We start from the raw sequence: 15,470 nt of genomic DNA, 5'->3' as shown, positions 1-15,470 counted from the left end.
TCTCGACCCCTTGAGGGATCACAAATCAGAAAGCCTGCTTTCCTTTCAGCCCCGCCCACGGGTCAGAGCTGCCGTCCGAGTGGGAATGCCCCCGCGCCTCCGGGTGCTACGCCCCTCCCCTGCCCGTCTGGTCTTGATTGGCTGCCCGGATTTTCCGCATCGTCCTTCGATCGCGCGACGAAGAACTCCGCCTCTTTGCCGTTCAACCGGTGCCCGCTTCGGTCGGTCAGGCCGATGCAGCTGCCGTTCGGCAGAAAGCTGATCAGGTACTGACCGAGCCGGTCCTTGTGGACAACGTAGCCGGTATTGGCCCAATGCACGGTCTGCCCGGCATCGACCGCGGCTTTGATTTCATCGAGTGTCATGTGACCCTCCTCAAGTAGAATGGTGGGTAAACGACGCAAGAAGCCCGATCTTCCAACCGGGCTTCCGTGCGGCATTCAATTGGCAAAAAGCCGGGTCCTGTCAGGCACTCTGCGCCACTTGCATCGCGCGCGCCGCCATCCAATCCTTCAGGCCAAGAACCGTTCGTCCGGAGGCGACCTCGGAGGCCCAGGCAACCCTTGGATCGCCGCAGGGCTCGGAGCCGACATGCCGGTCGATATGGCCATTGGCCATCCATGGCTCGGGCTGGATCCGTCGCAGCCAGTCCGCCATGCTCGGGATGCGGCCCTGGCAGTCTTCGCGGACATGCTGTTCGCCGATCCAGCGCACGGGGATGTCCCGACCAGCGCTATTGGTCAGGGTCAAGCCGAAGACACGTTCGGCCTCAAACAGGCCTTGGGCATGATGACGCATGGCTCGGTGCGTAAAGAGCGCGAGGTGCTCTTTCGAGGCGTCAAACCAATCGTGCACGGCCTGATAGTCAGACGGCACCCCGCCGAATTTCCGGGCAGAGCTTTCAGCATGATGAAGCGGATGGGCCATCTCAAAGCCCCTCGTCATAGCTGTGCGAGCATTCGACATAGCGGTCGGCGTGATCGAGGGTGATGCTGTCTGCTGCAATGTCCCAGGTCATCGTGCCGTAGCCGCCCTCGTTGTTCTCGAACCCCGGGTGATGGTGATAGGCGAGCGACCAGGCGAAATCACCGACCTCTGTCGCAAGCGCCTCCGACAGTTTGACCTCCGCGGGCTGCACCGTCACATCCTCGACATTGCCAGAATCGCCATAGCCTTCGTATTCGGCAGTAACCTCGTTGATGCCAAGCGCACGCAATTGCGCAAGCAGCTCCGTTCGGGTTGCTTTCAGGGTGGTTTCGCGCTCGGCGCGCCACTGAGCCGCCATTGCGGCATAGTCGATCTGGGGATTGGTCATGGGTCTGTCCTCTTGTCAGAAGTTAGGGGGCCAGGCGTCGCATTGGTCAGCGCGCGCCCGGAAAGCGCAGACCGGCCAAACCCCGATCCGCGACGCCCGACCCAAAGCCCGCTTTGACTTTTCAGGCGGCTTGTTCTGCCGTGATAGCAGGCCCCTGCCCCACGATCCGGGCCAGAATGCTGCCCGTGTCGATCCCGTCCCCATGCGGCAGGAACACCCGCAACTGGAAGGCAATGATCTCTGTGAAGCAGCCGAGGGCCTTGAGGCTGTCGATCATGCCCCGATCCGCACCGCCAAGCTCGAGACGCATCTCGCCTGCGACACGGCGACGGGTCAGGGTGAGACCCCGGCCGAGATCGACCGCCGCTGTGGTGCCGAGCGCGGCGGTCAACATCTCCTGCGGCGTTTGCGGGTTGGAGACGAGGAAGCGTGCGCGGAGGGCCGCTGCCCCTTCTTCGCTCAGCGTGCGCCCGATCATCGCGGTCGCCCCGTCGGGCGTGACGCGGTAAATGCGCTCATTGGTGGTCGGTATGTCCTTCCAGATTGGCAACAGCAGCCCGGTCAGCAGGTAGAGCTTGGTCGTGGTGGTTTTGGGAAGGGCAGCAGCCTCTTCACCCCAGAGCCGCGCAAACTCAGGCCTGTCGATCTCTTCCCAAGTCGAGGACTCAAACCGCGTCTCCTCCAGATAGCTCGACCCGTTAGGCCGCACCGCCTTGCGCATCAGCGTGACCATGTCCTCGTCATACATCTGCATGGGCCGCGCCGAGATGAGCGCCGCGCGACCGGAGGCGCGATTCACCATCGGCAGCTTGTCCGGATTGCGCGATATGGCCTCTTCGGCGTCAAGGACATGCACTGGGTCCGTCACCTCAAGTCCGATGATCCGCGTCACCGCGCCGGATTTCGGGCAGGTCCAGAGATCCTCTGTGGAGACCTGCTCGATCTTTTCGCCGCGCAGGGTTTCGACGCCGAGATCTTGCGTGCCCGCCGCGCGCGCCCGCTCAGACTGATCGGCAATCCGCCTCATGAACTCGGCAAAGAGCGCGTTCTGCATGTGGATGGGAAGGGCAAGCACCCGATTCAGAAACCGCTGGATCGGGGGAAGCTCCTCAAGGAGCACCCCGTCCTTGTCGATCAGCCGCAGGGCCGTCCAGTCGGTGAAGCTCTCGTAGCTCATCGCCTCGGCGCGCCCGGCGGCAAGATCGGCGAAATACCCACGCAGCGCGGCCCGTGCGATCGGGCTTTCGAGATTGTCCTCCTCGCGGAACATGCCCTGCGAGCCGGTCTCGCGCTGACCCTTGGTCAAGGCCCCCAACTGGTCGAGGCGCTTGGCTATAGTCGAGGTGAAACGCTTTTCGCCATGCACATCCGAGGTGCAGACCCGGAAGAAAGGCGCGCTGACCTGGGCAGAGCGATGCGTGCGGCCGAGCCCCTGGATGGCCGCATCGGCGCGCCAGCCGGGCTCCAGCAGGTAGTGCCGCCGCCGTTTCTGGTTCTTCGCCGTTTGCGCCGCATGATAGGACCGGCCCGTACCGCCCGCATCGGAGAAGATAAGGATATCCTTCTCACCGTCCATGAAGGCTTGGGTTTCGGATGAATTGCTGCTGGCGACGCGCTTTTCGATGAAGAGATGACCATCCACGGCCTTGAGGGGCCGGATGGACCGCCCAGTGACTTCTGCCACGGCGTCGTCACCAAAGGCCCAGAGGATCTGATCGAGCGCCGAAGGGATCGGGGCGAGCGTCATCAACTCCATCATGGCCGCATCGCGCAGGGCGAGCGCCTCGCGCGAGACGACGAGCGCGCCGGTCTCATCCCGTAAAGGTTCCGCCACCATATTGCCGTCGATCTCGACCAGCTTTTGCGCGTGGATCGGGAAGGCCTGTTCGAGGTAGCCCAGAACATAGTCGCGCGGCGTCAGGGCGCCCTCGACGAGCTCGTCGTCGGAATCCATCGTCTCAAGCCGGCGTTTCAACAGGCTCTCGCCCGTCGAGACCACCTGGATGACGCAGGCGTTGCCCGCCGCGAGGTCATGCTCGATGGCGCGGATGATGGTCGGGGCTTTCATGCCCATCAGGAGATGGTTGAAGAAGCGCTGCTTCGTGCTCTCGAAGCGGGACTTGGCCGAGGCGCGTGCGGCCGAGGCATTGGTCTCGCCCGAGGCGTCGTTGACGCCGGTCGCCGTCAGCGCGGCTTCGAGATTGTGGTGGATCGTCCGAAACGCACCCGCGTATGCATCGTAGATCTTGATCTGGGCCGGGGTGAGCGCGTGTTCGAGCACGTCATACTCCACGCCGTCGAAGCTGAGGGCGCGGGCCGTGTAGAGCCCGAGCGTCTTGAGATCGCGGGCCACCACCTCCATGGCGGCGACACCGCCGGCTTCCATCGCAGAAACGAAGCTCTCGCGGCTTGGGAAGGGGTATTCGGGGCCCTGCCCCCAGAGCCCCAGCCGCGCGGCATAGGCCAGGTTGTGCACGCTCGTGGCACCCGTGGCCGAGATGTAGAAGACGCGAGCGCGGGGTGCTGCCAGTTGCAGCCGCAGGCCAGCAAGTCCCTGCTGCGAGGGTTTGACCCCCCTGCCCTGCTCGGACCCGGCCGCGTTCTGCATGGCATGGGCCTCATCAAAGGCCAGCACGCCTTCGAACTCTTCGCCCATCCAGTCGAGGATCTGGCTCAGTCGCGTGGTGCCGCATTTGCCCGCGGACCGCAGCGTGGCGTAGGTGACGAAGAGAATACCGTCACCCATAGGGACGGGCTGGTCCGGTTTCCATTTGGAGAGCGGCTGGATGTCGGCTGGCGAGCCGCCGAGATCGGTCCAGTCGCGGATGGCGTCCTCGATGAGCGTGGCGGATTTGGAGACCCAGATCGCCTTCCTGCGCCCGGAAAGCCAGTTGACAAGGATGAGCCCTGCGCATTCGCGTCCCTTGCCGCAACCGGTGCCGTCGCCGAGAAAGTAACCAAGGCGATAGGCCCGTGCATCCGGGTCATCATCGACGCGCGTCAGCTTGGTCTGGTCGTCATCGATGGTAAACCGACCGGGCAGGTCGCGCCCATGGGCGTCATGCGCCATGATGATGGTTTCCAGCTGCGCCTCGGAGAGATGTCCCCCCTCGATCAGCCTGGCGGGCAGGCGCAATTCCGCATTGGCCGTGCCTGAGGGCGCCGGCGGGGCCACAGAGGCCATGGCGATGCTCTCGACCAACGGCGTTGGATGTTCCTGCGCGCCAGCGATCTCGATCCGCTGCGGGCGGTAGCGCGCATAAATGTCCGAGACGGGTGTGTTGTCGCGCGGGGCCTCAAGGCTTGTGAAAGTGAGCGGTATGGCGGCGTTGGTCTGAGCGTTGGACGCAGCAACTCTGGCAACTGGGCGCTTGCGTGTAACAGGTACTGGACCGACCGATCTCGCATGAGGGTTTGTCGCCGCCCGTTGGGCGGGGCGCGTCTCTGGCCGGTTTGCGGCCACGGTGTCGACAAAAGGAAGGGCTTCCTCCAGATCTTGAACCGCGGCGCGGATGAGTTCGCCGTCGTCCTGCACCTTGTCAAAGACCATCAGCTGGGTTTCGACCGAGGTGCCGAGCTTGCGATAGACCTGTCCCCGCATCGTCAGCGAAAGTCGCAGCGTCAGGATTCCACAGGCGCGGGACCAATGCGCGGCATCACGCTCCGGGCTGAAACCCGGCGGCATGATCGCCACCAGCCGCCCACCGGCTGCCAGGCGCTTCGCGGCCGCAATGAGATGTTTGGCAGCGATGTGCTTGTCTCGCGAGCGATCGACCGAGGAGGCGAAGGGTGGGTTCATCACGACGACGTCGGGCAGAACCGGCGTGTGCAGCAGATCGTCGATATGCTCCCCGTCATGACCCGTCACCTCGCCGCCGTAGACCGCGCGCAGGAGGCTCTGGCGAAAGGGATCGATCTCGTTGAGCAGAAGTGTGGCACCAGCCCGCGCCGCGAACGCAGCGAGAGCGCCGGTGCCCGCCGAGGGCTCCAGCACGGTCTCGCCCTTGCGGATCGCTGCAGCGCGCACCGTCAGGGCCGCAAACGGCAGTGGCGTGGAAAACTGCTGCAGCCGGATTTGCTGCTCTGACCGCCGCGTTTCCGTCAGCAGCCGTGAGGCCACGAGCTTTGCGGTAGCGATATCACCGGCTGCGTTGCCCCCACGCAGCAGCACCTGGATGGCCGCGGCCTGCATCAGGTCGTAAGCCATCCGCCAGCTCCACGCGCCGCTGGCATCACTGCCGTTGAACGTCTCGCGCATAATGCGCGCGAGCGCTGAGCTGCGCAGGGGTTGGTCGACGATCTCCGCGCCGATTTGCGCGAGGGCAGAGGTGAGGTCAGGGTGGGAGATTGAGAGAGCCGGGTTTGCCGGTTTGGGCTGGGTCATGGGGAGTTCCTTTGGATCAGGGTCTGAGTTCCAAAGGACAAAAAGCCCGCTTTCGCTTTTCAGGGTGACGGGATCAGACCGCGCTGACCTCCAAGACTTGGTCAGGACTTGGGTTCGACCTGCCGCTTCGCATCAATCAAAGCCTGCGCGGCCTGCATTACCTGAACCTGTGAAGTTCCACCGCGTGCATCCTCAAGCGCGGCCTGCACCTGCGCGCGAAACCACGCGTCATACGAATTGACATCAGCCGCCACGGAAATGCTCCTCGAGACCGAGGTGCGGCTGTTCCTTACCCGTTGGGTCCATTGCGCTTTCTCCGACTATGCTATGGGTCGATGCTACTTCACCCACAGTCGTGCCGTAAACGGGAAGGCCGTAAGGTTCACAGCTATCCGGGCCACTCACCGATCAGGTACCGCGTCCAGGGACGCCTCGAACCGCTTGTCCGCCACCGCAGCTTCTTTCAAGAGCGCGTCGAAATTGTCAGGTGGGTTGCCATCTTCCAGCATCCCTTTGAAGGTCGCATAGGCATCCGTCTTGCTACCATAGGCGCGCAGAGTCTTGTCGTCGTTCACCCAGGCCACCACGATGACCTTCGCATCGCTGTTGAACCGGTAGAACAACCGATACTGCTGGAAGAATTTCGCCCGGAACCAGTGCTTGCGGTGATCCCCGAGCGTGCCGCCTTGCCGGAAGGCGGCGGCACCCGGATCTGCCGGTATGGCCTCGGTGACCAGCTTGAAGATGGCGGCCAGCCGTTTCGTGGAATTTTTCTTGCGCCAGGTCTTAGGATCACGTGCTTTACGCGCCTCGACCTCTTCAATCAGCCCTTCGAGCTGGTCCAGAAAGAGCGGATGCGCATAAATCGACCATCCGTTTACGACAAGGGGCGCCCCTGCGGGCACGCTATCGCCGCTCATTCATCCTCGGGCGATAGCGGCGCATCGAGATCGACGTCAACGTCTCCGACAAGTGCTGCAAGACGGCCATGCAAAGCCCCATCGAACGCCCGAATGCGATCCGGATGCGCCTTGATATCGGCCTCGACAAAATCGAGAAAGGCGCCGAGCGCGGGATCGTCCTCGTCGCTGCGCACGGGCTCGATATAGACCCTGCCACTCGGCTCGGTACAGTAACGAATCTGGTCGCCCTTACCCAGCTTTAGCTGTTTGCGCACACCCGCCGGCACGGTCGTCTGATACCGGTCCGTGAGTTTCGAGACGTCTTCTGCGAGCGCTGTCATGGCAGTGTCCTGAAAGAAAAGGGGCTTTGCTGCCCGTGATAGGTAATGCATTTGCATTGTCCTGTCAAGATAAGCCGCAGGATCTGCTGTCGCCGGGCTGGTCGATGAGCTGTCCAGCGCAGCACCTATTCTCGCCCCGCGAGATACTCCGCCAGCACCGGGCTGGCAGCACCTTTTGCGGAGCTGAGCAGCTCCGAGCCCGCAAGCGAGGCCTTCGACAGGCGTACGAGCCAACCGGTTTCCTCGATGCGGTAGCAGCGGCGTTTTTGCCGCCCACGCCTGTAGTGCGTCGCGGTGACGATCTGGCAGGTGCTGCCATCGGTGAGCGTCACGGGTGCTGCGAGCCTGATCTTGTCGCCTTCCTCGTAGTCAGGGATCGAAGCCCAGTCCCGGCAGCGCTGGCGCCAGTCCTGGGCGTAGCTGTCCGGGTCTTTCAGGTCCGAGAGGAGCTCAAACAGCCCAAGGGGAGCACGAGACTCGTTCGGGCCAGCGCTTTCCTCCATGTCCTTGTAGCCCCAGCAGCCGTCATCGTATCGGGTGAGGAAGACAGCCCCGAAAGAGATGGAGCCATCCGCATCGGTCACATAGGTCGTGTCCTCGACCGGCGAGCCATCGATACTTGTGACCCTTGCCGCCGCATACCAGGTGGAGCCGACCTTGCAGGCCTTGACCAGTTCGGTTTTGCGCGTGTCGCCATGAAAGGTGCAGAGCCGGGTGATCTCCGCTTTCTCATCCGCGTAGGTCTGGACGCGACGATCGGTATAGAAGAGCCAACCCATCACGCCGCCCTCCGGTCATCGATTTCCATCAGCGCATCGAGCGGCACGCGGTAGGGCTGCATCGCGTCGAAATCCTCGCAATTGCCGCAGTTCTGCACGATCGCGAAGGTGTCGCAGGCATCCTTGAGGATGACCCGGAAGGTGCCGCCGAGGCCCGAGGGCACTTCGTAGGTCCCGCCGATGAGATAATCCGAGGCCCGGCGCACGAAGACGCGGATGCTGTGGCCATCGGTGGCGAGCCGGATGGCCCCTCGCCCCCGGTCGATGAGCACCTGCACGTCATCCAGGATGTCGGTGTAGAACTGGCCGGTCAGATCGCGAAACGCCATGCGGCGCTGCGCCATCCAGTCGGTGTCTCGAAACGGGTTCATGCCATCGGCGAAGGCGAAGGAGGGATCGGCCTGCTCGGTGGTGACGATGCGGGTGGTCGTGCCATCGATGCCGTTCGAGCGCAGATGCACCCCGTTGCCCACGATGAGGATCAGGGCGGGACCGCCCACGGGTCCGTTCCATTTGGGCAGGAAGGTCTTGCAGGCGCGCGCATGTGCGATTTGCGCCGCAACGGCGGAGGCAGAGAACTTGAGAATAGCCATGGGGATGTCTTTCTGTTGGGTGTGGGAGGGTCAACCCGCGCGGGTGGCATGGCCCACGCGCGGGTCGCGTGATGGCTCAGGCCGCTTGGGCGACCTCGCTGTCAGGCTCCGGGGTTGCCTCACTGGGCTCCGCCTCATCGCAGGCGACACCGGCGGTCTGCATCATCGGCGGGCACCAGGCAGCCACGGCAGCGCGCTGCGCGTCCGTGAGTGTGGCGAAGGGCTCTGCGAAGAGCTTGTCACAAAAGGCGACGATCTCCTTCTTGCTCGACGAGGCCAGCGTCACCGCCTCCTGGGCCAGACCCAGATCCTCGCCGAGGATCTTCAGGAGCCAGGCCTTCTTGAAGCGGTTGAAGAGCGCCGCGTTCGGCGTCCAATGCGCGCGGATATCGGGCATGATCTCGATCTCGAACGCATGCATCAGGCTGTCGCGCCGAGGATCCCGCACGAAGCAGGACTGCGTGGTGCTGGCCGTGGCATAGGCCACGAGCTTGGCCTTCTCGCCGGCCTTCAGCGCGCGAAACGCCGCAAACTGATCGGCGGGCGCGCGGGCGTCATCGAGCCAGGACAAATCGAGCGCATCATGCGCCGCCGCCACCTGCTCGAGCGAGGTCTCGTCGATCTCGTCCATCTTGGCATGGCTGCGGTATTCCTTGCGGGCATCGATCTTGATCGCCTGCGTGACACTCATGCCGCTGGCCAGAACGTCACTGACCAGCTTGAAGAGCGTCAGATCCAGCGTGGCCTCGGGATGCAGCGCCATCGCGGCCCCCAGTGCCATGGCCCGCTCGGTCTTGAGATCCTCGGCCAGCGAGGCCGGGTAGCTGATCTCGCCAGCGTCGGGGGCCTCCTCTCCGGTGGTGTTGGTCGAGGAACTGGGCGCGCCCTCTTCTTTCACGATGTCCTCCGGGCGGACGAGGCCCACATGGAGCGTGATCTGCCCGTTCGACCAAGACGCAATCACGCCTGCACGGGCGAGGTCCTCGGCGCTGTAGGCCTCCTGCAGATCGCGGGCTTCCTCTTCCAGAGCGTCCACCCGGTCGTAGAGCGCATTATAAGCGTCGTCTTCGAGCCCCTCATCCTCCATCTCGAGCTGCAGTTTCTCAAGCTCGGCGGTGATCTCGTCGATGCGCTTCTGGGCCGCCTCATCTGGCTCGATCGGGCCGGGATAGACGCGGCCATAGTCGGCCATGGCCGCGTAATCATAGCGGACCATCGCATCGGCCCAGGCAAAGCCCAGCCTCATACGGGCCTCTTCGGCGGCGGCCCCAAGCTTCTCGAGCAGGATGGTCTCGACCAGCGCGGCGTCTTCCAGCACGGAATGCTCTTCCAGCAGATCGGCCGCAACCGCGCCGCCGCGGGCCTCATAGTCTTCACGCACAAAAGCCCCGATATCGTCACTTACCTGCACGCCGCGAGTCTTGAGCGCCTGTCGGACGGTATAGGCTTGCAGATAGCCGCCGTCTTTCGTGAGCGCCTCGAAGACCTCGCGTTGCGCCTCCTGACTAGGGTGCTCGGCAAAGGCTTTCATCGTGTCGAGCGTGATCGTCTTGGCCCGGGCCGCGGCGCGGATATCGGGGTGGATCAGACCGTAGCGCAACCGGCCTTTCACGGCCGCCACCGTGATGCCGAATGTCTTGGCGATCGTCTCGGGCGTCTGGCCATCGATCTCCATCATCCGGGCGAAGGCCTCGAACTCGTCGATGGCGTTCATCGGCGCCTGGGTGATGTTCTCGGCGAGCGACAGCGCCGTGGTCACGTCACAGTCCTCCGGCACAAGGCGGCAGTCTACCTTGGTCTTCGCGGTGAACCCCTTGGCGGCATTGTCTGCGACCAGCTCGCTCAGCGCGGCATGGCGACGGCCACCGGCGAGCACGGCATATTTCCCGTCGAGCTTCTGGACGAGGAGCGGCTGGAGCAGGCCCAGCACTGCGATGCTGGCTTTCAGATGTGCGATGTTCTCGGGATCATAGGTTTCTGGCGAGTTGCTGCGCACATTGGCGGGGTGAGCTGTCAGATCGCCGATAGCGACAGAGACGGGTTTGAAACTTGCGGTCATGGGATGTCCTTTTCGATGGGTATGGTGCGGCCCGCGCTCGTGCGTGACCAATCCCCGGCTTCGGGGATCACCACGACAAAAGGCCCACTCTCCCTTTGAAGGGTCAGTGGGCCTTCATCGGCTGCGATGTCAGGAGGAGGCGTCCCCTGCCCTTCTACCAGTCGCGCGCCAGCATGATGGTCAGCACGCGCGTGGTGGTCGTGGGGTTGTCCGGGGTCTCGGCCCCGTAGCGAAAGTCGGAATCCGCTTCATAGAGATCGATTTTCCAGAACACGGTCTCGCCCCGGATCTCGACCGCCCCGAAATCATGCCATCCCTCAGGGTCGTTTTCGGGTTCGAAAGTGGCAAACTCCCCGGCGGCTTTCACCGCCTCGGCCATGAAACCGTCGCCGGCCTCCATGAGCGAGCGGGTGACATGCATGCGGCCCTGAATGGGCTGCGCGGGCGGCACACCGAGACATGCGAGCTTGCGAAACGCGTCGTTCTGCGCCGCGATCACACTCGGATCTGGGCAGTCTGGCTGGGCTTGAACAGTCATGGACATGGGGATCTCCTTTGAGAAGTTGAAACACCCTTCCCAAAGCCCGCTTTTCCTTTTCCGCTTGGCGGATGAATCGAGGCCGAAGGCGCCCTACCCGAACAGCCCTTTGGGTCTGTAATTCGGGTTGGGGATGGTTTCGATCCAGCCGCCCTGGTCCGTGAAGCTCTCGAGCGCTGCCGAGAGCGGATAAGCGCCCTCGGACGGGCTCCACCAATAAGCCCCGCGTTTGAAGGTGATGATCTTGCGGCGGCCACCTTCGAAGCAGGCCACCCGCAGCGTCTTGGGTTCCTGACCTGACATGTGGGTTTCCGTTCTCCGTGTGTTCAGGCGGCCTCGGCACTGCGCCCTGCCCTACCCGCCTCTGATCTGGCGATCAGATAGTCGCAGGCGCGCTGCGCATCGGCGGCATGGCGGAAGATCGCAGTCTTGTCCGAACGCAAAACGCGCAACCAGTTGTGGAGATAGGCTGCGTTCAACTCGAGCGTATGCGCCGTGAAGCCAAGTTCCTGCCCCAAAAACACCGACGTCAACTCCGCCACGATTTCCTCGCGCGCGTAAGAGGTATTGCCGAACTTCGAGAGCCCGAAATCGCGGTTCAGTCGATGCCGGGCTTTTGTGGCATGGGCCAGCTCGTGCGCCCAGACCCCGTAAAAATTCTGCGGGTTCTCAAACTGCGTGATCGACGGCATGAAGACCTTATCCACGGGCGGCAGGTAGTAGGCTTCCGTCCCCGTGAAGACGGTTGTGATGTCGATGGCATCGAAAAACGCCTGCATGTGCGGGATGGGCTCGGAAGGCGGATGTTCAGGCACTGGCTCCGGGTCCGGATAGAAGCTATCAGGCAAGCCCTCGATCTGGCAGGCATTGAACACGCGGTAGGATTTCTGGAAGCGAAAGACGCGGGTTTCCTCGGAGCGATCATCGCCATCGCTGCGGTCGTCCTCGCCGCCCGCGTCTTTCCGGCTTTGGCCGTAATATACGACTACAGAGGATTTCTCTCCCTTGCGAACCTTTGCGTCCAACGCATTGGCCTGCGGCAACGTCATCCAGAAGGGAGAGCTGTGGCCCGCCATCACGGTGCGCATGGTCAGCAGGAAATTGTTCACGCCCTGGTAGGGCTCACCCCCCACGCGCAGAGGACGCGAGCTGCCACCTGCCGTCCAGGGTTTGCGCCACGGCAAAACGCCGCGCTCGATGATGCGGATGATTTCGTTTGTGATGGCCTCGGAGGCATCGAATTTGGGCGTGCGTGATCGGGCCATGGCTGACCTCCTTTCGAGTGTTGGTGAGAGAGAATGGTGATCAGGTTGACTGGCGGGGGCGCGGATCGTTGGCGATCCTGGCACCGAGAGCTTCGACCATGTCGATGTAGGTGTTCAGCGAGACGCACTTGCCAGCACCCGAATGCTCAGGGTCGAGCGATCCGTCCCGCGTCACCCGCGGCAGGTTGGCGAAGGCGATAACATCCGTGACGGGTCGGATATCGATGAACGGGGTCCCTCGTGCGACCGCAAGAGCGGCCAGGGGGAAGCGCTCGATAGGCGCGAGAGTCGACACGGTGGTCCAACCGAGATGGAGGAATGTCCCACCCTCCCCGCAGATCACATGCGCGTTTGGCAATGACGCCGCCTGTCTGAGATGGCCGAGATCACGCAGGACAGTCTCACGCTCGAGCCGTTGTGCCTGCCCCGTCTGGCCGGTTCGGCGTAGTTCCTTGTGTCGCCACCACGAGGCAGCGGTGGCGCGCAATACGCGCAAGACACCTGTTTGCATGGGAATGCCCTTCATCAGGAACGGCAGACCGGAACCCGGCCCGGACGCATCTGAGGGACCCCAAAGGCCCTCATTCGTCAGTCACAAAAACCGAAGGACACTTTCTCTTTTTCCGGCCCTTTTGGGCACACAACAAAACCGAAAAGCCCGGCACATCTGCCGAAGCCATTGATTTCATGCAGCAATTCAAGATCGGCAACGCATATCGGCAGAACCCTGCCCTTAATCAAGTAAAATGTCGAAATTTCAATTACTTAGAAAGCGCAGAAGATCGGCAAAAGGCTAGAAACGCCCGCCAGGATCGAACCCTGCTTCTTCGAGGAGCATATTCCTACAGAACTGGCAGACCTTTCGGTCGACATCCAGAGGGAAGCCACCGGGCTGGGACTTGGGTTGCATCCTGACAGCGCAGCCGAACTTGAGGAAGAAACCCGCCCTCTCGCCCTTGAGGCCCGGGCGCAGGTCATCGTTCAACGGGCCATCGATGAGATGCATCGCATAGGCACCCTGCCCCGCCCCACATCTGTGGAATTCCTGACTTGGGTCCATAAGAGCTTCTACGACGAGATGCCGGATGAGTTTCGGGTCATCGAACATCCCGACGGCACACAGAAGCCCATCGCTCCGGGACGCATGCGCCAGGATGACGATCGGGAAGCCGCAGTCGGGCGCCACCTACCTCCATCATCGTCGTGCGTTGCGGCGTTCATGGATCACTTTGACAAACGGTTTCAAATTGCGGCGCGGTCTTCGAGCGGACGGATCATCGCGATCGCGTCTGCACATCACCGGTTGAACTACATCCACCCTTTCCCGGATGGCAACGGTCGTGTCAGCAGACTGATGTCTCATGCCATGGCCCTTATCACGTGGGCTGGCCCGCAGGTTAACCGATCGGGGCGAGTACAAACGGATGACGAATCTGGCTGACAGTTCACGCCGCGGAGGCCGCGACGGACGGGGAATTTTTCAAAGGCGGCACTGAAGACGTTCAATGAATGACTCCTAAAGGTGACGCTCGACCAGATCACCCTCTCAGCAAGATTGTTCGATCTCTGTGGATTGGACCAAAGGTATCGACGTCTTGTTGCTGATACCATCGATGACAAGCGCGCTCCGGAGCTGATCTCGGCGGTTCTCCGGCATGGCTCATTGGAACGAGGAGACGCGCAGATTATGCTCAAGACGTCCGAGCGAACGGCACGCAATTCGCTCCGCAAACTCACCGCCGCCGGTTAACTGACCTCCGCGTCTCCGAAAACGCCGCTGGGGTTAGCGTTTCCACTGGACTATCGAGAGAGGCTCTTTCTAAACCTTTTTTGGTGATGGTGACCTTCCCGTGTGACTGGTAACTGCAGCACCCTGTTTCGGGCCAAGTCCGCAAGCGCAGCCTCTTTCCGTGTTGGAAATAAGTTCACAGCTGTGAACCATCCCGAGCTATCCTTCTTGTCAGCCAAGTTCACAGCTGTGAACTCATCATGCAGCATCCCGCCGCATCAAGGCCATGATCATCGGGCCACAGGAGAATTCCCCAATCGCCGCCTTTGAAGATAGGGTTCTCAAGTAGCCTCCAGGTGATCGGATATCTGCAAAGCGTTCAAGCATTGCAACAACGACAACAGACGCCTCTTCGGGCCCCATATAGCGTTTTGCCTCGTCCCAGGCGGAAGGCGAAATACCCATCATGGGTCTGACCACGTCAGCCACCCGGACCAAATCGTGCCAATGGCGCACAGGCTGCTCGGAATACGCTTTGAATTCCTGACAAGAGGCGAGGACCAAACCAAGCGGTATGTTCGGCATCAGTTGGTCGTCAGTAGTCGAGGTTGAGTTAGCCTCATCGTCAGAACACAGAGGGCTATCGGCGACTTCTCGGTTTTCACGCACAGCGTCTCCGCCCCGCGCTTTTTCTAAGCGAGGTTCAAGATCATAAGAGTCTTTATTTGAATTCTGATAGTGCTGCTCAAAAGTAGCGTCATTGGTGCTCATATCTTCTGCTTCACGGCCATCTAGAAGGTTTCGGGCGTGGTCCAAAGCCACCCCCAAAGCGTCTTCGATGCGCCTAAGGTCTTCCATTTCTAGTTTTCTACGAAGATCTCGAGCCGTTAGGGCCGCAAGATCAGAGAATTGGTCCCAGACGCCCTGATCCGGACGAAGTGCGCGCCCGTACTCGGCCAGCCCCGCTAGGTCACGCCGCATGAGGCTCACAGTGGCACGTAGGCGCTTGTAACGCTCCTCAGCGGCCCGGACGGCCTCGGCGGCCTCACAGACCTCCTGGAAGCGTCGAACAAGCGGAGAGAGGTCGAACCCGAACGCAACCTTTTCGTCGCCGTAGCGGCGGGCATAGCGCTTCCCATTGGGGCTATCGCGCCGGACGACAAAGCCAGTCTGGACAAGGTTGGAAAGGTGGCGCCGCATCGTCGAGCAGGGCATGCCGTTCAGGCGCTCGCAAATCGCCTTGTTGGACGGATGTACAATCAACTCGCAGTCATTGCCTCCGAGAATCGTCGCTTGGTGAAAGCTGACCAGTGCCTGAAGCACCGTCAAATCCCGATCGGACAAGCCGAATGCGACTCGAGCGGTAGCTAGCTCCCTCAGGACCTCCCACTTGTTGGCGCCGGCTGGGGGCAGGCCTTCCTGCGCCGCTGCCTGATGTTTTAGAATGGCAGCATCTATCGTTCGCCGAAACGGCGTTACGGGCGTGTAGTCCATTTTATCATTCACGAAGACAAAAATTTCCCGGCCCGCGAATCACTTTGGACTTGCGGAAAATGACTCCGGAC

Annotated in this window: 17 protein-coding genes; 2 read left to right on the top strand and 15 right to left on the bottom strand. The window is 62.1% G+C overall.

Going from position 1 to position 15,470, the window contains the following annotated elements:
* Positions 1-62: 62 nt before the first annotated feature.
* The 14 genes from ISM_RS17545 to ISM_RS17480 form a co-directional block, all read right to left on the bottom strand.
* A complete protein-coding gene (locus tag ISM_RS17545) occupies positions 63-365 on the bottom strand; it encodes a hypothetical protein (protein WP_009815528.1) in 303 nt (100 codons plus the stop codon).
* A gap of 100 nt (positions 366-465) precedes the next feature.
* The gene (locus ISM_RS17540; RefSeq protein WP_009815527.1) at positions 466-927 is read right to left on the bottom strand and encodes a DUF6915 family protein; all 462 of its coding nucleotides are present in this window, start codon (positions 925-927) and stop codon (positions 466-468) included.
* 1 nt (position 928) lies between these two features.
* Positions 929-1,315, bottom strand: coding sequence for a DUF6878 family protein (locus ISM_RS17535; RefSeq protein ID WP_009815526.1), 387 nt, complete (start codon positions 1,313-1,315; stop codon positions 929-931).
* 121 nt (positions 1,316-1,436) lie between these two features.
* A complete protein-coding gene (locus ISM_RS17530) occupies positions 1,437-5,699 on the bottom strand; it encodes a strawberry notch-like NTP hydrolase domain-containing protein (protein WP_009815525.1) in 4,263 nt (1,420 codons plus the stop codon).
* A 101-nt stretch (positions 5,700-5,800) separates the two neighbouring features.
* The gene (locus ISM_RS17525) at positions 5,801-5,953 is read right to left on the bottom strand and encodes an antitoxin PaaA2 family protein (RefSeq protein WP_040618656.1); all 153 of its coding nucleotides are present in this window, start codon (positions 5,951-5,953) and stop codon (positions 5,801-5,803) included.
* 147 nt (positions 5,954-6,100) lie between these two features.
* Entirely contained in the window at positions 6,101-6,619 is a 519-nt protein-coding gene (locus ISM_RS17520; protein ID WP_009815524.1) for a type II toxin-antitoxin system YhaV family toxin, read from the bottom strand.
* The gene (locus ISM_RS17515; protein WP_009815523.1) at positions 6,616-6,942 is read right to left on the bottom strand and encodes a type II toxin-antitoxin system PrlF family antitoxin; all 327 of its coding nucleotides are present in this window, start codon (positions 6,940-6,942) and stop codon (positions 6,616-6,618) included. The genes ISM_RS17520 and ISM_RS17515 overlap by 4 nt, the downstream gene beginning before the upstream one ends.
* Before the next feature lie 125 nt (positions 6,943-7,067).
* Complete coding sequence (locus ISM_RS17510; RefSeq protein ID WP_009815522.1) at positions 7,068-7,721, bottom strand: DUF6927 domain-containing protein; 654 nt, start codon at positions 7,719-7,721, stop codon at positions 7,068-7,070.
* A complete protein-coding gene (locus ISM_RS17505) occupies positions 7,721-8,314 on the bottom strand; it encodes a hypothetical protein (RefSeq protein ID WP_009815521.1) in 594 nt (197 codons plus the stop codon). Before ISM_RS17505 ends, ISM_RS17510 begins: the two co-directional genes overlap by 1 nt.
* 76 nt (positions 8,315-8,390) lie before the next feature.
* Positions 8,391-10,373 carry a ParB/RepB/Spo0J family partition protein gene (locus ISM_RS17500; RefSeq protein ID WP_009815520.1) on the bottom strand — a complete coding sequence of 661 codons (1,983 nt, stop codon included), beginning with the start codon at positions 10,371-10,373 and terminating at the stop codon, positions 8,391-8,393.
* A 154-nt stretch (positions 10,374-10,527) separates the two neighbouring features.
* Entirely contained in the window at positions 10,528-10,917 is a 390-nt protein-coding gene (locus ISM_RS17495; RefSeq protein WP_040618655.1) for a DUF3768 domain-containing protein, read from the bottom strand.
* Between the two features lie 87 nt (positions 10,918-11,004).
* The gene (locus ISM_RS17490; RefSeq protein WP_009815518.1) at positions 11,005-11,214 is read right to left on the bottom strand and encodes a DUF6330 family protein; all 210 of its coding nucleotides are present in this window, start codon (positions 11,212-11,214) and stop codon (positions 11,005-11,007) included.
* A 23-nt stretch (positions 11,215-11,237) separates the two neighbouring features.
* On the bottom strand, positions 11,238-12,176 hold the full coding sequence (locus ISM_RS17485; protein WP_009815517.1) for an ArdC family protein: 939 nt from the start codon (positions 12,174-12,176) through the stop codon (positions 11,238-11,240).
* 40 nt (positions 12,177-12,216) lie between these two features.
* Entirely contained in the window at positions 12,217-12,702 is a 486-nt protein-coding gene (locus ISM_RS17480) for a hypothetical protein (RefSeq protein ID WP_009815516.1), read from the bottom strand.
* Positions 12,703-13,080: 378 nt separating this feature from the next.
* Between ISM_RS17480 and ISM_RS18575 the strand changes: the two genes are divergently transcribed.
* Complete coding sequence (locus ISM_RS18575) at positions 13,081-13,617, top strand: Fic family protein (RefSeq protein WP_254655718.1); 537 nt, start codon at positions 13,081-13,083, stop codon at positions 13,615-13,617.
* A gap of 81 nt (positions 13,618-13,698) precedes the next feature.
* A complete protein-coding gene (locus ISM_RS18570) occupies positions 13,699-13,926 on the top strand; it encodes a hypothetical protein (RefSeq protein ID WP_009815514.1) in 228 nt (75 codons plus the stop codon).
* Between the two features lie 237 nt (positions 13,927-14,163).
* Here ISM_RS18570 and repC read toward each other — a convergent pair whose 3' ends face one another.
* A complete protein-coding gene (gene repC / locus ISM_RS17470) occupies positions 14,164-15,399 on the bottom strand; it encodes a plasmid replication protein RepC (RefSeq protein WP_009815513.1) in 1,236 nt (411 codons plus the stop codon).
* Positions 15,400-15,470: the final 71 nt, after the last annotated feature.

It is taken from the genome of Roseovarius nubinhibens ISM, from assembly GCF_000152625.1.
Taxonomy (GTDB): Bacteria; Pseudomonadota; Alphaproteobacteria; order Rhodobacterales; family Rhodobacteraceae; genus Roseovarius; species Roseovarius nubinhibens.
This window is presented reverse-complemented; position numbering and strand designations above follow the sequence as displayed.